This window comes from Mycobacterium saskatchewanense, assembly GCF_010729105.1.
Classification (GTDB): Bacteria; Actinomycetota; Actinomycetes; order Mycobacteriales; family Mycobacteriaceae; genus Mycobacterium; species Mycobacterium saskatchewanense.
Window position 1 is genome coordinate 3230767 of the sequence record NZ_AP022573.1, and the last position, 21005, is coordinate 3251771.

Sequence of the window (21005 nt, forward strand, 5' to 3'; positions counted from 1 at the left end):
TTTCATGGTTTGAGAATGACTTTTGTACAACGTTCTTGCTTGTGCTTGAAGATCTCGTAGCCGTGAGGAGCCTGGTCGAGCGACAGGTGATGGCTGACGATGATCGTCGGATCGATGTCGCCGTTGCGGATTCGCTCCAGCAGCGGCCGCATGTAGCGCTGCACGTGGCACTGGCCTGTCTTGATGGTCAGCGACCGGTTCATGACCGCCCCGATGGGGAACTTGTCCATCAGGCCGCCGTACACCCCGATGATCGAGATGGTGCCGCCGTTGCGGCAGCTCATGGCCGCTTCCCGAAGCGCCTGGGGCCGCTCGGTTTCCAGGCGCATCGCCTGCTTGACGCGGTCGTAGGCGTCCACCACCGTCGTGCCGTTGCGGGCTTCCATGCCGACCGCGTCGATGCAGTGGTCCGGTCCGCGCCCGGCGGTGATGTCCTGCAACTCCGCGAGCACCGAGGTCTCCTCGAAGTTGACCGGCGTCGCGCCGACCTTCTGGGCCAGCTCGAGCCGGTACGGCACCCGGTCGATAGCAACCACCTTCGACGCGCCCAGCAAATACGCGCTGATGATCGCGAAGATGCCCACCGGGCCGGCGCCCCACACCGCCACCACGTCACCGGGCGCGATGCCGCACATCTCGGCACCCATGTAGCCCGTCGGAAGGATGTCGGACAGGAACAGCGCCTGCTCGTCGGTCAGGTCGTCGTCGATCTTGAGCGGCCCCACGTCGGCGAAGGGCACCCGCGCGTATTCGGCCTGGCCGCCGGCGAAGCCGCCGAGCATGTGGGAATACCCGAACAGGCCGGCCGGGGAGTGTCCCATGAACTTCTCGGCGATGCCCGCGTTCGGGTTCGAGTTCTCGCACAACGAGAACAGGCCGCGTTCGCAGGCGGCGCACGCCCCGCACGCGATGGGGAACGGGACGACCACCCGGTCGCCGGCGGCGAGGTTCTTCACCCCTTTACCGACCTCGACGACCTCGCCCATGAACTCGTGCCCGAGCACGTCGCCGCGCTTGACGGTCGGGATGTACCCGTCGTAGAGGTGCAGGTCCGATCCGCAGATCGCGGTCGACGTGATGCGCACGATGGCGTCGCGGTCGTTGAGGATCTTGGGATCGGGAACCGATCGCACCTCAACGCTGTTGCGGCCCGCCCAGACGGTGGCTTTCATGCGGACGCTCCTTGGTTCGACTGGGCGGGTTGCTGGTGCAGCTGCCGGCCGGCCGCGGCCCCTTCCGGCGATCCCTCCGAGCGCATCACCTGGCCCGTCTCGAGGATCTGCTTGAAACGGCGAAGGTCGTCGTTGACCTGCTGATCCGGCGATTCGCCCAACAGGGTGAGCGCCGCCTCACCCAGGGCGCCCCCGGGCAGGTGATACCCGATGGTCACCCGCACCTCGGTGCTCTTTCCGTCCGGCGTGGGGGCGAACTCGACGCTGCCCCCGTTCTCGACCACCGAGCCGGGCAGCGATTGCCAGGCGATCCGCTTCCCGGGCTCGTTCTCCGTGGTCTGCGCGTCCCACTCCACCGACTGGCCGGCCGGCGCGTTGGCCACCCAGTGCGAACGGCCGTCACCGTCGACGGTCACCGACTTGAGGTGGTGCATGAACGCCGGCAGGTTCTGCAGGTCGCTGAAGAAGCCGTAGACCTCCTCTGGCGACTTCCGGACCGTGACGGCCGCGCGCACCATGCGGTGTGGCGATCCGCCGGCGTGTCGGCCGCCGCCCCCGGCCGGGCCCCCGCCGGCGGTCCGCAGCGCCGTGTAGAGGTCGAGCGCCCCGACCCCGGAGAGCGCCACGGCCGTGATCATGCCCCGGCGGCGCCGCCCGGGCCCGCGGGCGGCGACCCCGGCCAGCAGCAGCGCCGTATCCAGCACGTCGCCGGCCACCCTCGTCCACACCAGCCGGTCGGAGCCGGCCAACAGCGCCGCGCCGTGCCCGCATTCGCGCGCGCCGAGCGCGCGAATGACGCGCCGCGACCGGGCCGTCTCGTCGACCCCGGCGACCGCGGCAACCTTGCCTGGCGCTAGCAGCTCGCTGAGCCCCAGGCCGAAACTCGCCCCGGCGAGCGCTTTCACCAAAGTCCCGGTGATCTTGCCGGATTGATCACTCATCAACGACCCCCTCGCCTCGCCGGACACGACGAATGCGCGAATCCGCTGCGGCGCAATCGCCCAGCGGACCGCACACGGGTCCGGCCATCAGTCTTGTCCCGTGCGCCGGCCACCGCGGCGGCGTGAAGCGCACGGTTTCGTGCGAATACCCGGGGGGTGTTCACCCAAACCAGCAATCAGATCGAGGCGTCGCGCAGCGCCTCGAGCAACGGCTCGGCCGCCTCGGACAGGAAGCGTTCCTGTGTCTCGCCGCCGATCTGAACCAGCGCCACATCGGTGAAGCCGGCGTCCCAGTACGGCTTGACCGCCTCGACGATCGCGTCCAGGTCGGGACCGCAGGGGATGGATTCGGCGACGTCCTCGGGCCGGACGAACTGCGTGGCCCCGGCGAAGCCGGCCGGCGTCGGCAGGTCGGCGTTCACCTTCCAGCCCCCGGCGAACCAGCGGAACTGGTCGTGCGCGCGCTTGATGGCCGTGTCGCGGTCGGGGTCCCAGGACACCGGTATCTGGCCGACCACGCGGCCGGCCTGGGTCCCGTTGGCGGCCTGCCGCGCGGCGTGCCACGCGTCGATGAGTTCCTTGTCGGGTTCCACCGCGACGAAGTGGTCGGCGAGCTTGACGAATTTGTCAACCGCCCGCTTGCCGCCGATCGCCACCGCGATCTCGACCGGGACATCGGGGGTGTCCCACAGGCGCGCGGAGTCCACCTGGAAATAGTCGCCCCGCCAGTCCACCAGTTCGCCGCCGAACAATTCGCGGATGATCTTGATGGCCTCGCGCAGCATGTCGTGGCGGCGTTCCACAGTCGGCCAGCCCTTGCCGACGACGTGCTCGTTGAGGTTTTCGCCGCTGCCGAGACCCAGGGTGAACCGGCCGTCGGAAAGGATCTGCAACGTGGCGGCCTGCTGCGCGACGATCGCGGGGTGGTACCGCATCGTCGGGCAGGTCACGTAGGTGTAGAGCTCGACCCGTTCGGTGGCGTGGGCAACCGCGCCCAGCACCGTCCAGGCGTTGGGAGCGTGCCCCTGCGACATCAGCCACGGCGTGAAGTGGTCGCTGCAGACTTCGAAGTCGAAACCGCGTTCTTCGGCCGAAATAGCGTAGCGGACAAGATCTTTGGGTCCACTCTGCTCGGTCATCAGAGTGTAGCCGAAATTCGTCATAGCAAGCTATTACCCGCTTGGCTTGCGGGCGTAACGCCGGGGCGGAATAGCGCCCGATTCTCCGTCGCCGCGTTACGGGAGGCCGGCGGTGCGGGCCCGCCGCGCGTCAACCGGCGGTGGTGATCGAGTCGCCGGCGGTTCCGGCCGCGCGGCGCTCCGCCAGCCTCCGTTTCTGCGGCTCGATCGTGTAGCGGGGGTCGCGCGCCGACTCCAGTCCCGCCTCGAAGAAACCGAACCTGAGCAGCGCGGACGCCGTCAGCAGCGCCAGCCCGGATACGACCGCGACGCCGCGGTGCCGCCCGCCGACCAGGGCTCCCAGACCCCCCGCGGCGGCCAGCCGCTCGCTCCAGGCCAGCAGCCGGCCGGGCGTGCCGTGATGCAGCGGTTCGCGGGTGACCGGGTCCATCCGGTACTCCGTGAACCTGGCGGAGATCAGGTCGCTGACCGCACCGATGACGGCCAGCCGGCGGGCGGGCCCCGCCTCGGCGACCGGGGTGGTGATCATCGCCAGTCCCGACGCGGCCAGGCTCGCCGAGCTGACGAACACGAACGGCAGGTCCCGGTACGCGGCGTTCCAGGTCGGGTTCGCGGTGTCGGTGAGCAGCACGGCGGTGTAGACGGCCAGCGGCGGCGCGAAGACGGCCGCCTCGAGTCCGGCCGGTCCCTCCACGGCGCGCAGCACGGGTCGCAAGGGGCCCAAGGGGATTCGCTCTCCGGTCATCCGGTCGACCTCTGAGATCGCGGCGATCCCGATTCCGGCGCTGAAGAAGCTCAGGATCCACGAGCCGATGCTCATCGGCGAGGTCAGCTTGACCGTTCGCAGCATGTTGACGAACCGCTCTGGCCGGCCGAGGTCCTTGACCAGCGCGACCGCGCCCAGCATCACCGCGACCAACGCCGACAGCCGCGCGTTGCGGCGCAACGTATTTCGCCCGGTGAGCTGCGCTCCGGCGGCCAGCAGACCGGACCCGCCGGCCACGCCGCCCAGGAACAGGTACGCGGCCACCTCGTGTCCCCAGGGCGGGGGTTTCACCACCGGACGCCCGTAGTACGAGGAGAATTCGACCTCCGGGACCATGGGCATTTCGCGCGAGCCGTCGCCCCCGCCCCGCCGTCCGCCGCGCTTGCCCTTGCGGCGCCTGCCTCCTGGAGGCTCCGGCGGACGCAGGCTGTCGTATTCGGAGGTACTCATCCGAGCCTCACCGGCCTTTCCAGAAGGCCAGCACCGCGGCGGCAGCCATCCCCGCCGCGGCCATGCTCGCCCGTTTGAACATCTGGGGCAGGTCGGCCGTGCACACCCGCGGATCCGGCGGCAGCCCGTAGACCTCCGGCTCGTCGAGCAGCAAGAAGATCGACCCGGTACCGCCCACCCCGTCGTGCTCGTTGGCGCCGTAGAGGCGGGCCTCGGTACGCCCCTCGGCGTGCAGCGCCGCGACCCGTTCCCGCGCCGTGACAACCAGGTCGTCGTGGTCGCCGAATTTGATCGACGTGGTGGGGCAGGTCTTGGCGCAGGCCGGGATCTGGTCCTCGACGAGGCGGTCATAACAGAGGGTGCACTTCTGGGCGACCCCGGTGACGAACTTCTCGGCGGGACGGCCCGGCCGTTCGGCCGGCGTCGCGTACGTGCCGTCGCTGCGGCGCTCGACCACGCCGAACGGGCAGCCGGCCACGCAGGTGCCGCACCCGTTGCACACGTCGGCCTGCACGACGACCGTGCCGAACTCGGTGCGGAACAGCGCGCCCGTCGGGCAGACGTCGAGGCAGCCGGCGTGGGTGCAGTGCTTGCACACGTCCGACGACATCAGCCAGCGGAATTCGGGCGTGTCCGGCGGCGTGAGGTCCGGCTTCTCGTCGGCCTTCCGAACGGCGGGCATCCCCAAACCCACCAGGGCGCGCCCGGATTCGCGCGCCTCCTCGATGCGGTCGCGACCCTGTTCGATGAACGCGACGTGGCGCCATGTGCTGGCACCCAGTGCGCCGGTGTTGTCGTAGGACGACCCCAGTAGTTCCAGGTTGCCGTCGCGCGGGTTGCGGTTCCACTCCTTGCACGCGACCTCGCAGGCCTTGCAGCCGATGCAGATCGAGGTGTCGGTGAAAAACCCCTTGCGCGGCTTGGGTTCCGCCCAGCCGGCGTCGACGGTCGGGTCAGTCGGTCCGCTCAGTTGTCCCATCGGCTCCTCCTTCCCGCGCGGCGTCGCTCACCAAAACATTGCCGGTCTCGACCGTGGCGCCCGACCGGGACTGGTACTCGGCGATCAGCCGGAGCAGTTCCTCGCCCTGTGGCCGGCGGCCCGGGCGGATGTCGCAGGACCCCGCTTTGGATTCCTGGATCTGCACGTTGGGGTCCAGCGTCACGCCGAGCAGATCGTTGGCCGCGTCCCCGCTGACCACAGCGTCGCTCCCGACGCCCCAGTGGTAGGGCAGGCCGATCTGGTGGACCGTGTGGCCTCCGACGACGAGCGGGCTCATCCGCTCGGTGACCAGCACCCGCGCCTCGATGGCGGCGCGCGGCGAGACGATCGTCGCCCAACCGTAGGGTTCGAGGCCGCGCTCGGCGGCCAACTCCGGGGACACCTCGCAAAACATCTCCGGTTGTAGCTCCGACAGGTAGGGTAGCCACCGGCTCATGCCGCCGGCGGTGTGATGCTCGGTGAGCCGATACGTCGTGAAGACATAGGGATAGACGTCGGCCCCGGGCTCACCGGCGCTGGGCGCGCTCAGATTGTCCTTGCGCGGGAACGTGATTCGCGCGGGGTTGCGCTGCTGGGGGTACAGCGGGTTCGCGACCGGCGACTCTTGCGGCTCGTAATGGGTGGGCAGCGGCCCGTCGACCACGCCCTGCGGCGCGAACAACCAGCCCTTGCCGTCGGCCTGCATGATGAACGGGTCGTCCCCCGCGAGCGCGTCGGGACCCCCGACGTCCGGATCGGGCCGGCTGCCCGGCGCCCGGTCGGCGACGAAGTCGGGCACGTCGTAGCCGACCCAGCGTTGCTGATCGGCGTCCCACCAGACGTGCTTCTTGCGCTCGCTCCACGGCTTGCCCTCGGGGTCGGCGGAGGCGCGGTTGTAGAGGATGCGGCGGTCGGCGGGCCACGCCCAGCCCCACTCCTGTTGGCTCGGCGACGGGCCGCCCTGCGGCACCCGCCGGGCCGCCTGGTTGACGGCGCCCGCGTAGACCCCGGTGTAGATCCAGCATCCGCCGGCCGTCGATCCGTCGGCACGCATCTCGGTGTAGGACGACAACGGCGTGCCGGCATGGGCGCCGGTGACGTGATACCCGTTGACCTCGGCCAGCACCGCCTCGCCGTGCGGATCGCCGTCCTCGTCGGTCGGGTAATCCCACGTGAGGTCCAGCAACGGGCGGTCGCGCTCGTCGGTGGAGCCGGCCAGCCGCTCCCTGATCCGCTTGCCCAGCTCGTAGAAGAACGCCAGTTCGCTCTGGCACTGCCCCGGCGGATCGACGGCCTTGTGGCGCCACTGCACCAGCCGCTGCGTCTGGGTGAACGACCCCGCCTTCTCCACGTGCGAGGCGGCCGGCAGGAAGAAGACCTCGGTCTCGATATCCTCGGTCTTCAGCTCGCCCGACGCGATCTCCGGCCCGTCCTTCCACCAGGTGGCGGACTCGATGAGGTTGAGGTCGCGGACCACCAGCCACTTGAGGTGGGACATGCCGAGTCGCTGCATCCGGCCGTGCGCCGACCCGACCGCGGGGTTCTGGCCCAGCAGGAAGTAGCCCTCCACCTCGTCGGCCAGCATCGCCGTGACGGTCTGGTAGGTGCCGTGCGGGCCGGAGAGCCGGGGCAGGTAGCCGTAGGCCCAGTCGTTGTCCTCGGTGGCCGCGTCGCCCCACCACGCCTTGAGCAGGCTGACCATGTAGGTGTCGGCGTTGGCCCAGTAGCCCTTCTGCTTCTTGGAGCCGACGGCGTCGAGGTAGTCGGCGAGCGTGTCGTGGACGCCGGCCTTGGGCATCGCCAGATACCCGGGCAGCAGGTTGAACAGCGTCGGGATGTCGGTGGAGCCCTGAATGGTGGCGTGGCCGCGCAGGGCCATGATGCCGCTGCCCGGCCGGCCCACGTTTCCCAGCAGCAGCTGCAAAATGGTTGCGGTGCGGATGAATTGGGCCCCGAGGGTGTGCTGCGTCCAACCGACGGCGTACGCGAAGCAGGTGGTGCGCTCGCGCCCGGAGTTCTCGACGATCGAGCGGGCGAGGTAGTCGAAATCCGCGCGGCTGATGCCGCAGACGTCGGTCACCATCTCGGGCGTGTAGCGGGCGTAGTGGCGCTTGAGGATCCGGAACACGGTCCTCGGGTGCTGCAGGGTCTCGTCGCGCTTCACCCGGGCGTGCGCGAGCGGCGGGCCGCCGCTGCCCTGCTCGTGGCCGGCCGCGCTCTGCGCCGCCGTCGCGCCGTGCGTGTGGCCGCCACCGGGCGACTCGATCTGGCCGTTCTCCTCCTGTTCGTACGCCCACGTCGACGTGTCGTACTGCCCGGTCTCGGGGTCGTAGCCGGAGAACAGCCCACCGAGATCCTCGGCGTCCCGGTATTTGTCGTTGATCAGCGTGGCGGCGTTGGTGTACGCGACGACGTATTCCTTGAACCACAGGTCATTGGTGAGGATGTGGTTGATCAACGCGCCCAGCAGCACCACGTCCGAGCCGGCCCGGATGGGGATGTGCCGGTCCGACACCGCCGAGGTGCGGGTGAACCGCGGGTCGACGTGGATGATCCGCGCGCCGCGCGCCCGCGCTTCCTCGACCCACTGGAAGCCGACCGGGTGGCACTCGGCCATGTTGGAGCCCTGAATGACGATGCAGTCGGCGTTGGCCATGTCTTGCAGGGTTTGGGTGGCGCCGCCGCGCCCGAAGGAGGCTCCCAGACCGGGAACCGTGGCGGAGTGTCAAATGCGAGCTTGGTTCTCGATCTGGATCGCGCCCGCGGCGGTGAAGAGCTTTTTGATGAGGTAGTTCTCTTCATTGTCCAGGGTTGCGCCGCCGAGGGCCGCGATCCCCATGGTGCGGCGCAGGGGGTGGCCCTTCTTGTCGATGTCCTGCCAGGTGTGGCGGCGGGATTCCACGAAGCGATCGGCGATCATGTCGATCGCGGTGTCGAGCTCGAGGCGCTGCCATTCCGTCGAGCGCGGCGCTCGGTACAGCACGTGCACCTGCCGGCCGGGGGAGTTGACCAGCTGCTCACTCGCAGAACCTTTGGGGCACAAGCGTCCCCGCGAGATGGGCGAGCCGGGGTCACCCTCGATCTGGACGACCTTCTCGTCCTTCACGTAGACCAACTGGCCGCAGCCCACCGCGCAGTAGGGACACACGCTCTGCACTACCCGGTCTGCCGTCGTCGTGCGCGGCTCCACGGCGCGCGTGTGCTGGGACGTGACGGCCGACCCGCGGCCGAATTTATCTCCCGAACGCAGCTGGCGCAGCACGGGCCATTCCAGGAAAAGCTTGCGCGGGTCTTTTATCGGGGCCATACCCCCACCCTAGTGGGTATGACGAGGCTGGGCCCTGGCGTGCGTCCTAACTCTCAGTTTTGCTGCGCCAACGGAAGCCGACGGCGTCCGGGCGGGCTCCGACGCAGCCCGTGACTGCCGCGAAGTTCATGCGCGGTGCGGGAATTGAACCGGCTGCCCCTGTCCACGGCCCCGCTGCCGACTCGGCCGTCTCGGACAGTCGGCGGGCTGGATCGCGCAGTTCGCGACCAGCGCAGAAGGGTAAGCGGGGATCCGGCGTCGTCCAGGTTCTCAGCGCCTCACCTTTGCAGAGCTTCATTGATGAGCATGGCTGCTGAACGTGTGAGCACATCACGTTCCTTGGCGACCTCGGCGATCGCCTTGCGCAGCTTTTCGTGTTCACTCATCGGCTTCCCGTCCGTGGGGAACTCGTCGAAGTTCGCCCAGCGGACCTTCGTCTCGCCGTGGCCGCCGCCCGCGCCGGGCTGCTGCCCACCTGCTTTGGCCTGGGACCGGGATCGGGTCTCGCCATTTCGTGGCGCATTGACCACACTGCCGATCGGACCAATTCCGGGCATGCCGCCGAAGCCACCGCCCGGTAGGGACACCACCTGCGGTAGCGCGTCGAGACCAGCCATCGGCAAACCTCTTGCGACAAGCCGGATCTCGGGCGCCGCGCTGGCCCAGGACTGCGGTACCGAGAGGCCGCCGACTGTGCCCGCCCGACCTATGGCGGCCGAGGCGTCGCCACTATGAGAGCCCGCCAGGCTCGCCGCGGCGGCCGCCGCGTCAGCGGGCGCCGCGGCGGCGACCGTGGCTTGCGCTGCCGCGACGCCGGGGATCATTCCCGCGCTGGTCATGGGGACGATATCGAACAGGACACCGCACGCGTTGAACAGGACTCCGTCCGATAACGACGCGTACGGAGCCAAAGCCCCGGCACTCGTCAGGCTTTCGTAACCGGTGATCCACGGGTTGTTCAGAAGGTCTGTCAGCCAGCTCAGCGGCCCGTTACCCGATCCCAGGGTCTGCACAATCTGCGATGCGGTGGAACCCGCCGCCGGAGTGGCAGCAGCGGCCTGGGTGCTCGACCCGGATCCGTTGGTGGTCTGCGGTGCAGCGCTGAATGGCGTGGATTGAATCGATTGGACCGTTCCCGCCGACGCGACGGTGTAGCCGTACATCGCCGCGGCGTCCTGGGCCCACATCTCGGCGTAGTGCGCTTCGGTCGCCATGATCGCCGGGGTGTTTTGGCCGAGGATGTTCGTGGCGACCAACGTCGCGAGGAGCAACCTGTTCTGCGCGACCACCGCGGGCGGCACGGTCGCGGCAAACGCGGCCTCGTAGGCGGCCACGGCGGAGCGGGCCTGGTTTGCCGTCTGCTCAGCCTGCGCTGCGGTGGTGTCCATCCACGCCGCGTACGGAGCCGCCGCAGCGGCCATCGACAGCGACGACGGACCAACCCAGGGTCCGTTGGTCAGCTCCAAAACCACCGCCTGATACGAGTTCGCCGCCGAACTCATCTCCGCTGCGATACCGTCCCAGGCCGCCGCGGCCGCCATCAGCGGACCCGCACCTGCTCCTGCATACATCCGGCCCGAGTTGACCTCCGGCGGCAACGCTGTGAAATCTATGCTCATGGCCTAATCGCTTCCTTGATCAGCCGCGCGGCGGCGTCCCGTTCCATGACCAAATCGGCTAGCTCGTCGCGTAGTCGCTCCAGATCGAAACGCTCGCGTTCACTCATCGCGGCTTCGCCCTCCAGGCCACGCCGCTCCGGCATCGGCTCGCGACTTTGGATGGCCGCTGGCGTGACGGACTCCTCCCCGGGCATCTGGGCAACCACCTTGCGCCGAGTCTCGGGACGGTATGACGCGCCGCTTCGGGGTGCGTTGACCACGCTGGCCACGGGAGGCATACCGCCAAACCAGCCACCCGGGCCGGCCGCCCCCGCTTCGGGCAACGCGTCCAGACCGGGCATCGGCAGCGGTTTTCCGACGAGTCGAATCTCCGGCGCAGCACTGCCCCAAGCCTGCGGCACCGCGAGACCTCCGACGGATGCGGCGCGACCCAACTTCGCCGACACGTCGGCTCCTACCAGGCTCACCGGACCCGTTCCGGCCCCCGACGAGTTCGCCAAGCCCGCCACGGCGTCCGGTGCCGCGGTCACCGAAGTCGCAGCCGCCGCGACCAGCCCCCCGTTGACTCCCAGATTCGGCAGCGCCAACGACATCAGCGGGCCCAGCATGAACAGGGGACCGGAAGCGAAGAACGTAACGCCACTGAGGAATGTGTTGTCCAACCCGACAGATTCCAGGAACGGGGAAAGCGCGCTACCCAAGGGGGTGGCATTGAACTCGTTGATCAAGTCGGCCAGCGCCTGCAGGGGGTTGGTACCGCCGCCCAATAGGCTTTGCAGCGCCGCCGGCACCTGGGACAGCAGCGACTGGCCGGCGGCCGAACTGGCCTGCGTGCCCGCCGCGGCAGCTTGGGCGGCCGGCGCGGACGAGTTGGTGGTGGTCTGCGGCGCCGCAGTGAACGCGGTCAGCGTCGTCGCGGCCGCTGAGCCGGCGGCATATCGATACATCGCAGCGGCGTCTTGCGCCCACATTTCGGCGTACTGGGCTTCGGCGGCGGCGATGGCTGCGCCGTTTTGGCCAATGATGTTGGTGGCCACCAGCGACGCCAACAGCGTCCGGTTGGCCGCGATCAGCGGCGGCGGCACCGTGGCCGCGAAAGCGGCCTCGTATGCCGCGGCCGCCGAACGCGCCTGGTCCGCGGTCTGTTCAGCCTGCGCTGCGGTGGTCGTCATCCACTCCACGTACGCCAGGGCTGCGGCGGTCATCGATGCCGACGACGGGCCCAACCAGGGCCCGCTTGTCAGCTCGGAGATCACCGATTGATGGGAGGTCGCCGCCGACGTCAACTCGGAAGCCAACCGGTCCCAGGTTGCCGCGGCCGTAATCAGCGGCTCCGAACCGGCTCCTAAGTACATCCGCGCGGAGTTGATCTCCGGCGGCAACGCCGCATAATCCAGCATTTTCCCTCCTACCCAGCTGGCTGCTGATTGCATTCACGGTTGCCCTGTTGCTGCGAGGAACCGCTTTCAGTGAAATGTCTGTTCTCTCAAGCCGTTACGCGGCGCACTCGCGGATGCCGATTCCCTGCCGGAAGCACCGTTGCGACCTCGCCGGGGTGCGGCCCCGGGTTCGAGAAAGCGGGGCGTCAGGCCCAGCTGGACCCGACGGCGCTGTCGGTGCTCGCCATGTTGCTGCCGGCGGTCTGCACCTTCTGGCCGTGGGAGTTGGCCTGCTCGTAAATCACCTGGAAGTTACGACCCAACTGGGTGATGAACTCCTGGCAGGCGACCGAACCGGCGCCGCCCCAGAAGTCACCGGCGGCCAGCACATCGCGAACGATGGCCTGGTGCTCGGCCTCCAACGACGCCGCCTGGGCCCGGATCAGGGCACCGTGGGAGTCAACGTCACCGAACTGGTAATTGATCGTCATCGTCATATCCCCTAGCTGCTCAAGATCTGCTGCGAAGCCTGCTCTTGCTGCTCGTAGTTGTTCGCGTCGCGGACCAAGCCGTCGCGAACCCCGTGCAGCATGTTCACAATGTTGCGGAAGGCCTGGTTGACCTGCCCCATCGTGTCGTAGGACGTGGCCTGGGCCTGGCCGCTCCACCCCGCACCGGCGATGTTCATCGACGACGCCCACATCTTGCGGGCCTCGTCCTCCACCGTCTGCGCATGCACTTCGAAACGACCGGCCATCGCACGCATCGCGTGCGGGTCGGTCATGAACCGAGTTGCCATCTCAATCTCCTCGACTAGTAATCGATCACCGGAAAGGACTCGCCCCCAAGGGGAGCGGTGGGTGGTGGGAGTTAACCCACGCCGGTGGCATTGGCGGCCTCAGTGGCGTCATACGAAAACGCACTGATTCCCAGCGTGTTCACGAACATCTGGTGGATCACCGCCGCCTGGGCGCTCACCGCCTGGTACATCTGTGCGTGCGCGGAAAATTGTGCCGCGGTTAGCGCGGAAACCTCGTCAGCCGCCGCCGGGACCACACCAGTCGTGGGCGCCGCGGAAGCCGCGTTCTGCGAATCAACCCCCGCCCCGATACCGCTCAAAGTCGCAGCGGCAGCCGCCAAGGCCTCCGGCTGCGTAGTCACGAACACCATAGCTTTTCCTTTCGCGCTAGTAATAGGCCCTTATTGATTGGCGTAATGCTAACGTAGTAAAGTTAGCTGTGCAATACCTATACCGACGGGATTGTTGACTGATTACCGGAATTAACAGCCGCGTTACGGGTCTAGTAATCGATTAGCCGAACCGATTCGTCGCGGCTCGCGGATAACCGTTCCTTTCGAAGCTCGAGAACCGTCACTTCTGGCGTTCAGCCCGACACCCGCACGCGAGGCATCCTCGGCACGTATCGAGTCAGAGGGCGTTTACATGCCCAATTCGTCGTCACGCCCCTGCAACCCGGAAGCCGGGGAATTCCATGAGAGCGGGTCGCCGCCAGGCTCGCACGCCCGCTTGCCAGTCCGAATGCAACAGTTCACACAACGGCAGTAACGATTACTTCGAAGCTACCCGTCGCAAAGACAATTGATCGGCTATATTAGTTTGCTACAGATCGCATATCGCTTTATCAACAGCGTCCTAGGTAAATGAACGTTGACGCCATCGTCACGGCGAGACCAGGGGAACGCTGGTCCCGTCCACCTCGCTGGCGACGGCGGGCTCGCGCCATACCCATGGCTGGCGATCCTGAACGAGGCGCCGGTAGGCGTAGAGCACAATCGACATCGAGAGCACCACGACTCCGACGATTAAATCCTTGGTAGTGCCGTAGCCGGTGATCGACGCGCTGAACGCACCGACCACGAGCATCGCCGTGTCGATCACTACGAGGGCGGCCGCGATGTAGATCCACCGGCGGCCGAGTTTGATGGGGCGTGGCGCATCCGGCTGGTCGCGACGCAGGTGCAGGAACCCGGTGAGCGAAAAGATATGGCACAGAATGTAACCGAGGATGCCGGCCACAATCACCGCGAGCGCTTCCCCGACGAAAAGGATCAGGATCACATTCACTACCAAATCCAACGACATGGCGCGGCCCGGGACTTTGAAGCGGTTGAGTTCGCCGAGCTGCTTGATGGTCAGACCTTCACGCGCGCTCCCGTGTAGCACGCGTCCGCCGTCGGCGGTGGTCATCACCATGAGAAGTAGCAGTCCCGCGATCATGCAGATCGTCATCACCACGTCCCCGCCCCGGAAGAGGCTGCCGAACAGGCGGAGGTAGAACGTCACGGGGTTCGCCGCGACGTCCGCTTGATCGACAATGCCACCGACGCCGAAGGGGACCAGCGTGTACACGACGATGATGAAGAGGCCGGCCAGCCGCAGCGCAATTCGGCTGTCGCGGACAGTGTCACGGAATTCAGGGACGAAGGACGCGACCGCCTCAATGCCGTATCCGGACCAGGCGAGCACGAACATCCAGGCGAGTGCTGTGCGCCACCCGGGTTCCCCGCTGGCGGCGAGATCCCAATGCAATTTGCTTATCGACCACTGGCTGGAGAGCAGCGGAGAAGCGGCGAACACCACGATCGGGATAAGCACCAGGATCCCCGTGGCGTACATGATCCACATCGCAGGGCGCATGCCCAGCACGTTGAGGGCCCAGCCCAGTACCAGGACACCGAGCCCGATCATGTGCGGAAGCCCGACCGTCGCAAGCCCGGTGGAAAACGTCCACGTTTGCTCGGGGAACCACTCGGACTGCACCAGCTTGCCGATCTGCAGACCATAGATGGCGAGCGAACTCGACCACGCAAACCAGTAGCCATAGGTTGCGAGCGGACCCACCAGTGTGGAATGTCTGCGCCAACCCTGGTGGGCGTACATCGAGATACCGCCGACCTTGTCGGCGAACATGCTGGCCATTTCCGAGTACACAAAGTTCTGGAGGCAAGCCTGCACGGCGACGATCCCCAGCAGTACCACCGTGGTCCACGCACCGATCAAGCCGATGGCATAGCCCATACCGACAAACAGGGCAGCTGGGATGGACAGACTGATCGTGAAGCCGTCCCACCACCTAAGGCTCTTGTCGTAGGTGTGGTCGTCGGCGAACGAGTCGTGTGCGGTCATTCAGGCTCCTCTGGTTCCTGGCTGAAGGTAAGCCCCGGGCCTTGCTGTCGGGAAACGCGATCGGCGCAACTTTGCTCATCGCATCGGTTGTGAGGCGGAACACTAGCACTGCGCATTGCGTGGTGCAATTTGAAATTTCTGCGCGAGACGTAGACGCTGGGCGCCCCGCACCTAGTGAATGCGTGGATGTGCCCGTCCGATGCAGCAAACGCGTCTCGCTAGAGTCATGGGCATGGCCCAGGACAGTCTCGACCACCTCGACCGCGCGATCCTGCATCAGCTCGAAGAGGACGGCCGACGCGCATTTCGCGAGATCGCCCGAGTGGTGGGCACTTCTGAGGCCACCGTGCGCGCACGCGTGAAGCGCATGCAAGATCTCGAGATCTTGCGGATCGTGGCTTTTGCCGATCCGAAACGTCTGAGCAACCAGCAACTGACCATCGCAATGCTCACGGTGGACCCGCAACACCATCGTGACGTGGTGGCCGCCCTGACGAAATTGCCTCAAATCTCTTATGTCTCCACCCTGCTCGGCCGCGCAGACGTTTGCGCGGAGATCGCCAGTGCCGACAACGTCGACTTGTGGGAGTTCCTGGAGAACGAGGTCCATACGATCGAGGGTGTGCGGTCGGTCGAGGCGATGTCCGTGGTGCATGTGCATAAGCTGCGCTACGTGACGCCACCGACCGACTGACATCGACGCGGCGCCGATCTCGCGGGAGAGGCGCGATTTCGGAGCCGCCGCACCGTCGCGCAACGCGGGACGCCGGGGCTCCCACGCACAATGCGAAGGCGAATGGCGCAGGTTGCATGCCCTGTTTGCGTGGTGTTAGCGTTATGGACAACGCAACGCGTCGCACATAGCGGTGTCATTGATGCATTGCGCAGCGCGTACCAGGAGGTTTCGTGACCCGATTGCACCGCTTCCCCGGCGACAACAGTGTCGCCGTTTCGCTGACGTTCGACGTCGACGCCGAAGCAGGCTGGCTCGGCGAGGGCGCGGAGTACGAGCGCAGGCTCACGATCCTTTCCGAGGGGCGTTACGGGGTGGTGCGCGGCATTCCGAGGATCTTGGAACTGCTTGGACGCCAACATATTCCAGCGACCTTCTTTGTGCCGGGCTATACCGCCGAACATCACCCCGGGCTGGTGGACAGGTTGCTCGAAGCCGGCCACGAGGTGGCTCACCACGGGTACCTGCACCTGCGTAGCGATAAGGCGTCCGCGCAGTCCCAAGCCGACGAGATCGAGCGTGGTCTGGAGGTTTTCGAACAAATCGGCGTTCCCAAGCCCCGCGGCTACCGCTCCACCTCCTGGGAGCTGACACCGGAAACCTTCGAGCTGCTGGTGAAATTCGGCTTCGTCTACGACTCCAGCTGCATGGGTGATGATCGTCCGTACATTGAGCGCTGGGGCGATCTCCAGATTCTGGAGATTCCAGTGCACTGGTCACTGGACGACTGGCCCCGATTCGGCTGGAACATCGACGGCGGTGGCAATGTCGCCGACCCGGATGAGTTGCGCCGCACCTGGATCGCCGAATTCGAGTCGGCACGCGCCGAGCGGCGCCACACGAGCTTCACGATGCATCCCGAGGTTATCGGCCGGCCCTATCGACTCGCTCAACTCGAGCGAGTCGTGGAACACATCGTCGCATCGGGGGATGTCTGGTTCGCCAGAATGGACCAAGTCGCCGAGTACGCGGCGCCGTCGCTGGGCGTGGCGGTGAAATCCCAGCCGTGACAAACCGATTCCGGTCCTCGCAGACACTCCCCTATGAGCGAGGCGCCGAGTTCGGGGAGACGTATGCGGGCGAAGTCGCAGCGACGGTTGCTGCCTACCAGGGGCTATTCGACCGCGTCGCCGGCAAGTCTGTGGACTTGAAGCATTGGGGGAAAATCGCTTTCAGTCGCATCGCGCGGTACTCAACCGAGTTGGCCGACGAGATCACCGGCCTCGCCCACGCGGCGAAAGTTCCGGTCGCCTCCATCGCAGCCATCAACGCTCGTACTGAGGTATTGGCCGCCCTCGGCCGGCGCGCAAACGGCGAATCGGCGCGGGCCCATGAATGCTCGACCGTGGTGCGACTCCGGAAGGGTCGGGCGCCGTTGGCGGTGCAAGCCTGGGATTGGTATGCCGACCTCAGTGACCTGTGGCTCGTGTGGGAAATTCCGCGCCCCGACGGCCGCCTCGTCACCACCGTCACCGAATACGGCATCTTGGGCAAGATCGGCGTCAACAACCAGGGTCTGGGTATCCACTTCAACATCCTGCATCACCGTGACGACGGGGCCGAAATCGGTGTGCCGGTGCATATTTTGGCCCGCAGGATCCTCGACGAAGCCCGCGACCTCAACCACGCACTCACCATGGCGGCTCAAGCGGCGGTGTCCGCCTCCTCTTCGCTCACGCTGGTCGCGACGGCCGGTGGCGAGTCTGCGGCCATCAGCGTGGAACTCAACCCCGCCGGTGTGGGCTACGCATTGCCTGACGCCGACGGACTCCTGGTGCATACCAACCACTTTCTGAGCACGCCGGCCAATCTCGCCGATACCGAACTGCGCAACGGGCCAGATACCGTCGTCCGCCACGACATGCTGCGGCGGGCACTAGCCGGCCGCCCCGAGATCACCATCCACGACGTCCTGGCCGCGATGTCGTCGCATCTGCTGGGCGGCGGCGGCACCTGCTGTCACGTCGATCCCGCGCTGCCGCCGTCCGCCCAGTTCCAAACCCTGGCCACCGTCATCCTCGAGGTTGACGCCGGCACGCTGACCGTCCACCCGGGCGGCCCGTGCACCGCCCCGGCCGCTCTGGCGGCACCATCAGCGAAGGAGAAGACCAATGCCCACGCTTAAACGAATCGACAATATGGACATCCTTACTCACAATGTGGACACGCTGGTTGACTTCTACCACGGCGTCCTCGGCCTACCGTTTTACCTACCCTATGAGAAGGACGAGGAGTGGGCCGCAATCGACTTGGGTAACCTCACCCTTTATATCTTCAAATCCGAAGTGGGAGAGCACCCTCCGCGCCGCACCGCGGTCAATCCGGAGAACGCGCCCGGGTACGACTCCTTTGCGTTCGAGGTCGACGACCTCGACGAGGCCGAGGCCGAGCTCGATGGACGGGTGCAGTGGGTCGACAAGCGCATCGAGTGGAAGCACCCCAGTGGCACCTGGTACCGCTACCGTCCTTTCTTCGATCCCGACGGCAACATGCTCTACATCACCGAACCGCACGTGTCTCGGACGGCCTCATGAGCGGGCTGCCGACGACGAGCCTGGCCGGACGGACCGCGTTCGTCACGGGCGCCGCCCGCGGAATGGGAGCAACTCATGCCGCCACCTTGGCCGACCGGGGCGCCGACCTGCTGATCGCCGACCTTGATACGAACGAACTTGAGGTGGTGGCCAAAGAGATCCGTGCTGACACCGGCCGACAAGTGCATACCTTGACGCTCGACGTCACCACACCGGATGCCGGGACGCGCGTGTGTGACCGCGCTCGGCAGGTGTTCGGCGGTCTCGACATCGTGGTGCACAACGCCGGCATCGTCCACGACTGGAAGACGCTGGCCGATACCCCGGCCGCGCACCTGCAGCCCTACCTCGACGTCAACGTCCTGGGCCCTTACGAGATCACCCGGACGTTGTTTCCGCTACTGAAGAACAGCACTGCCGGACGCGTCATCTTCATCTCCTCGCAGTGGGGCCAAGTACCCGACGGCCACTCCTACGGCTACATGGTGTCCAAGGCCGCACAGCTGGGACTGATGAAGGCCCTCGCCATCGAAATGGTTCCGCATCGGATCCTGGTCAACGCGATCGCCCCCGGCGCCATCCAGACCCGGATGGTGCCACAGGATGTCTATGAAGCCGAGTTGGCCGCGGTTCCGCTCGGACGGCTCGGCGACCCCGCCGAGATCTCTGCGGCGGTCGCGTTCCTGGCCAGTGACGCCGCCGGTTTCATCACCGGCCAAACGCTTGCCGTCAACGGCGGTGCCCTTATTCCCGCTGCGTGAGCAGCACGTCACCGAAAGAGGCAGGTCGCATGACTGTCACAGCCAATTCCAGCATCACCAAACGCGATCTGGCCGAGGCGGCGATGCGCCGGTCCTGGTTCCCAGTGGCTCGCATCCGCGATCTCGACACCCCGCAGCGCGCGACTCTGCTCGGGACGAAGTTGGTGGTATACCGCGACGGGAGGGGACAGGTAACCGTTCAATCGCGGCGTTGCCCGCACCGTGGCGCCGACCTGTCCCGCGGCGAGGTGCACAGGGACTCGATAGCGTGCCCGTACCACGGGTGGGAGTTCGGCAGCGAGAACGGCGCGTGTACCCGAATCCCTTCCCTGTCAGACCAATCGCAGATCCCACCGCGAGCGGCGATCGCCACCTATTCTGCCGTCGAGCGCTTCGGCCACGTATGGACGGTTCTCGAGGATCCGATCCGCGAGATGTACGAGGTGGAGGACTGGGGCGGAATCGATTTTGAATGGTTAGCCGCCGACCCGATTGATTCCGCTGTCGGCGTGGGTATCTCGATGGAGAACTTCCGCGACGTTGCCCACTTTCCGTTCGTCCATAAGGTGTCTATGGGACCGACCCCCGAGGTGGTGGAACCGTTGAACGTATACCGGGACGGTCTGAACGTCTGGATGGATCGCCCGCTCAACGCCGGCAACGGCGAATGGGCGGAAGACGGTGACTGCATGATGCGTTACCTGTGCTCGGCCCCCGGCTTCGCGTCGATCACATACCACTACGAGAAACTCGGCAGGCGAGTCGTCGTGGGCTTTCCGTCACCCGTTTCCTATGAACAAGTCAAGATCTTCTGGGGAGTCGCCAACGAAGTCGGCTACAAGGGAGCCGATCTCGAGGAGTGCCTGCGGATCGAGGAGATGGTCTACCTGGAGGATATCCCGATCGTGGAGCACGTCGAGCCGCGTGAAATCCCCTGGGATGCCGAGGCTCAGGAGTTTTCGGTGCCCGCGGACTTGTTCACGTTGAACTATCGGCGTTCGTTCAACGAGTTGATGAGTCGGGTGAAAGACAGCGATGCCAGGGTCTGACGCCCTGACCGTGCGCGTCGAGGCGGCCCGTTGGGAGGCAGAGTCGGTTACGTCGTTCGAGTTCGTCTCCCCCACGGGCCAAGACCTGCCGATCTGGGAGCCTGGCGCCCACATCGATGTGTACCTGCCCTCCGGGGCGGTACGCCAGTACTCTCTGTGCGGCGACCCGGCCGATCGCACCCGCTATCGCATTGCGGTACTCGAACTGCGAGGTGGCCGCGGGGGCTCGGTCGAGGCGCACCGTGAGCTGCGGTGCGGACGGATTATCGACATCGGTTTGCCACGTTCGAATTTCAAGCTGGTTGACGCCGACCGGTACGTGTTCGTGGCGGGCGGCATTGGCATCACCCCGATCTTGCCGATGATCCGCGAGGTCGACTCGCGTGGCATCAAGTGGGAGCTTGTCTACGGCGCAAGGTCGGCGGCCCATTTCGCGTTCAAAGGCGAACTTCCCAGTGATGCGGTGCGCTTCGTGGCGCAGGACACGGACGGCTTGATCGACATCGGCGACGTCGTCGACAACGCGTCCGGAGCGGCCGTCTACTGCTGTGGCCCCCCGGCCTTGACGGATGCCCTCATCGACTCGATGAACCGCGTCGGTCGCGGCCGCGATCTGCATCTCGAACGTTTCGGCCCCGCGCCCACTCGGTCCGATACCCCGGGGAACTCGGAAATCGAATTGGCCCGCAGCGGTTTGGTGGTTTCGGTCCCACCCGATCAGTCGGTGCTCGAAGCCGTCCGCGCGGCAGGTGTCGAGTGTCCGTCATCGTGTGAGATGGGGATCTGCGGTACCTGCGAAACGTCCGTGCTGGCCGGGGAGGTAGACCACCGTGACAGCCTGTTGACCGAGCAGGAGCGAACCAGCGGCGCCAGCATGTTGATCTGCGTGTCTCGCGCCAAAGGCGGCGGCCGCCTTGTCCTCGACATCTGATCTGCCTCCGGCGGTTGGTTCTGGTACAGCACCTTCCGCCCGGCGGTCACCCCGCTTCCAAACGTTGCGAACGAAACTGTCGGTCGCCACGGTCCGT

At 66.5% G+C, this 21005-nt stretch carries 19 protein-coding genes; 7 read left to right on the forward strand and 12 right to left on the reverse strand.

Annotated features, from left to right (window positions below; genetic code table 11):
- Positions 1-2: 2 nt before the first annotated feature.
- The 12 genes from G6N56_RS15200 to G6N56_RS15255 all read right to left on the reverse strand — a co-directional run bounded on the left by G6N56_RS15200 (position 3) and on the right by G6N56_RS15255 (position 14900).
- Positions 3-1172, reverse strand: coding sequence for a zinc-dependent alcohol dehydrogenase (locus G6N56_RS15200; RefSeq protein ID WP_085255210.1), 1170 nt, complete (start codon positions 1170-1172; stop codon positions 3-5).
- Entirely contained in the window at positions 1169-2113 is a 945-nt protein-coding gene (locus tag G6N56_RS15205; protein ID WP_085255209.1) for an SRPBCC family protein, read from the reverse strand. Before G6N56_RS15205 ends, G6N56_RS15200 begins: the two co-directional genes overlap by 4 nt.
- A 176-nt stretch (positions 2114-2289) precedes the next feature.
- Entirely contained in the window at positions 2290-3276 is a 987-nt protein-coding gene (locus G6N56_RS15210; protein WP_085255208.1) for an LLM class F420-dependent oxidoreductase, read from the reverse strand.
- A gap of 106 nt (positions 3277-3382) precedes the next feature.
- Positions 3383-4468 carry an NrfD/PsrC family molybdoenzyme membrane anchor subunit gene (nrfD, locus tag G6N56_RS15215; RefSeq protein ID WP_085255207.1) on the reverse strand — a complete coding sequence of 362 codons (1086 nt, stop codon included), beginning with the start codon at positions 4466-4468 and terminating at the stop codon, positions 3383-3385.
- A gap of 7 nt (positions 4469-4475) precedes the next feature.
- On the reverse strand, positions 4476-5447 hold the full coding sequence (locus G6N56_RS15220; RefSeq protein ID WP_085255383.1) for a 4Fe-4S dicluster domain-containing protein: 972 nt from the start codon (positions 5445-5447) through the stop codon (positions 4476-4478).
- Positions 5422-8754, reverse strand: coding sequence for a formate dehydrogenase (gene fdh / locus G6N56_RS15225; RefSeq protein WP_163645125.1), 3333 nt, complete (start codon positions 8752-8754; stop codon positions 5422-5424). The genes G6N56_RS15220 and fdh overlap by 26 nt, the downstream gene beginning before the upstream one ends.
- A 278-nt stretch (positions 8755-9032) precedes the next feature.
- Positions 9033-10367 carry a PPE family protein gene (locus tag G6N56_RS15230; RefSeq protein ID WP_142280553.1) on the reverse strand — a complete coding sequence of 445 codons (1335 nt, stop codon included), beginning with the start codon at positions 10365-10367 and terminating at the stop codon, positions 9033-9035.
- A gap of 2 nt (positions 10368-10369) precedes the next feature.
- Entirely contained in the window at positions 10370-11773 is a 1404-nt protein-coding gene (locus tag G6N56_RS15235; protein WP_232069063.1) for a PPE family protein, read from the reverse strand.
- Between the two features lie 185 nt (positions 11774-11958).
- Positions 11959-12243 (reverse strand): WXG100 family type VII secretion target, encoded by a 285-nt coding sequence (locus G6N56_RS15240; protein ID WP_085254792.1) that lies wholly within the window; start codon positions 12241-12243, stop codon positions 11959-11961.
- An 11-nt stretch (positions 12244-12254) separates the two neighbouring features.
- Positions 12255-12551, reverse strand: a complete 297-nt coding sequence (locus tag G6N56_RS15245; RefSeq protein ID WP_085255203.1) for a WXG100 family type VII secretion target — start codon at positions 12549-12551, stop codon at positions 12255-12257.
- Between the two features lie 71 nt (positions 12552-12622).
- Positions 12623-12922, reverse strand: coding sequence for a PE family protein (locus G6N56_RS15250; protein WP_085255202.1), 300 nt, complete (start codon positions 12920-12922; stop codon positions 12623-12625).
- Positions 12923-13433: 511 nt separating this feature from the next.
- Positions 13434-14900 carry an APC family permease gene (locus G6N56_RS15255; protein ID WP_085255201.1) on the reverse strand — a complete coding sequence of 489 codons (1467 nt, stop codon included), beginning with the start codon at positions 14898-14900 and terminating at the stop codon, positions 13434-13436.
- Positions 14901-15132: 232 nt separating this feature from the next.
- On the opposite strand from G6N56_RS15255, the gene G6N56_RS15260 reads away from it, so the two are divergent.
- The 7 genes from G6N56_RS15260 (at position 15133) to G6N56_RS15285 (ending at position 20908) form a co-directional block, all read left to right on the forward strand.
- Positions 15133-15594 carry an Lrp/AsnC family transcriptional regulator gene (locus tag G6N56_RS15260; protein WP_085255381.1) on the forward strand — a complete coding sequence of 154 codons (462 nt, stop codon included), beginning with the start codon at positions 15133-15135 and terminating at the stop codon, positions 15592-15594.
- Between the two features lie 221 nt (positions 15595-15815).
- Positions 15816-16643, forward strand: coding sequence for a polysaccharide deacetylase family protein (locus G6N56_RS15265; protein WP_232069064.1), 828 nt, complete (start codon positions 15816-15818; stop codon positions 16641-16643).
- Entirely contained in the window at positions 16640-17758 is a 1119-nt protein-coding gene (locus G6N56_RS15270; protein WP_232069065.1) for a C45 family autoproteolytic acyltransferase/hydrolase, read from the forward strand. Before G6N56_RS15265 ends, G6N56_RS15270 begins: the two co-directional genes overlap by 4 nt.
- Complete coding sequence (locus tag G6N56_RS29125) at positions 17745-18167, forward strand: VOC family protein (protein ID WP_232069066.1); 423 nt, start codon at positions 17745-17747, stop codon at positions 18165-18167. The genes G6N56_RS15270 and G6N56_RS29125 overlap by 14 nt, the downstream gene beginning before the upstream one ends.
- On the forward strand, positions 18164-18928 hold the full coding sequence (locus G6N56_RS15275) for an SDR family NAD(P)-dependent oxidoreductase (protein WP_085255199.1): 765 nt from the start codon (positions 18164-18166) through the stop codon (positions 18926-18928). The genes G6N56_RS29125 and G6N56_RS15275 overlap by 4 nt, the downstream gene beginning before the upstream one ends.
- The gene (locus G6N56_RS15280) at positions 18925-19977 is read left to right on the forward strand and encodes a Rieske 2Fe-2S domain-containing protein (RefSeq protein ID WP_232069067.1); all 1053 of its coding nucleotides are present in this window, start codon (positions 18925-18927) and stop codon (positions 19975-19977) included. Before G6N56_RS15275 ends, G6N56_RS15280 begins: the two co-directional genes overlap by 4 nt.
- On the forward strand, positions 19964-20908 hold the full coding sequence (locus tag G6N56_RS15285; RefSeq protein ID WP_085255197.1) for a PDR/VanB family oxidoreductase: 945 nt from the start codon (positions 19964-19966) through the stop codon (positions 20906-20908). The genes G6N56_RS15280 and G6N56_RS15285 overlap by 14 nt, the downstream gene beginning before the upstream one ends.
- The last annotated feature ends 97 nt before the right edge of the window (positions 20909-21005 follow it).

Bases quoted from the DNA above. Each gene is read 5' to 3' on its own strand.
- nrfD (WP_085255207.1), bottom strand. From the start codon at position 4,468: ATGAGTACCTCCGAATACGACAGCCTGCGTCCGCCGGAGCCTCCAGGA.
- G6N56_RS15285 (WP_085255197.1), top strand. From the start codon at position 19,964: ATGCCAGGGTCTGACGCCCTGACCGTGCGCGTCGAGGCGGCCCGTTGG.
- G6N56_RS15255 (WP_085255201.1), bottom strand. From the start codon at position 14,900: ATGACCGCACACGACTCGTTCGCCGACGACCACACCTACGACAAGAGC.
- G6N56_RS15240 (WP_085254792.1), bottom strand. From the start codon at position 12,243: ATGACGATCAATTACCAGTTCGGTGACGTTGACTCCCACGGTGCCCTG.
- G6N56_RS15260 (WP_085255381.1), top strand. From the start codon at position 15,133: ATGGCCCAGGACAGTCTCGACCACCTCGACCGCGCGATCCTGCATCAG.
- G6N56_RS29125 (WP_232069066.1), top strand. From the start codon at position 17,745: ATGCCCACGCTTAAACGAATCGACAATATGGACATCCTTACTCACAAT.
- G6N56_RS15210 (WP_085255208.1), bottom strand. From the start codon at position 3,276: ATGACGAATTTCGGCTACACTCTGATGACCGAGCAGAGTGGACCCAAA.
- G6N56_RS15235 (WP_232069063.1), bottom strand. From the start codon at position 11,773: ATGCTGGATTATGCGGCGTTGCCGCCGGAGATCAACTCCGCGCGGATG.
- G6N56_RS15200 (WP_085255210.1), bottom strand. From the start codon at position 1,172: ATGAAAGCCACCGTCTGGGCGGGCCGCAACAGCGTTGAGGTGCGATCG.
- G6N56_RS15275 (WP_085255199.1), top strand. From the start codon at position 18,164: ATGAGCGGGCTGCCGACGACGAGCCTGGCCGGACGGACCGCGTTCGTC.
- G6N56_RS15220 (WP_085255383.1), bottom strand. From the start codon at position 5,447: ATGGGACAACTGAGCGGACCGACTGACCCGACCGTCGACGCCGGCTGG.
- G6N56_RS15250 (WP_085255202.1), bottom strand. From the start codon at position 12,922: ATGGTGTTCGTGACTACGCAGCCGGAGGCCTTGGCGGCTGCCGCTGCG.
- G6N56_RS15205 (WP_085255209.1), bottom strand. From the start codon at position 2,113: ATGAGTGATCAATCCGGCAAGATCACCGGGACTTTGGTGAAAGCGCTC.
- G6N56_RS15245 (WP_085255203.1), bottom strand. From the start codon at position 12,551: ATGGCAACTCGGTTCATGACCGACCCGCACGCGATGCGTGCGATGGCC.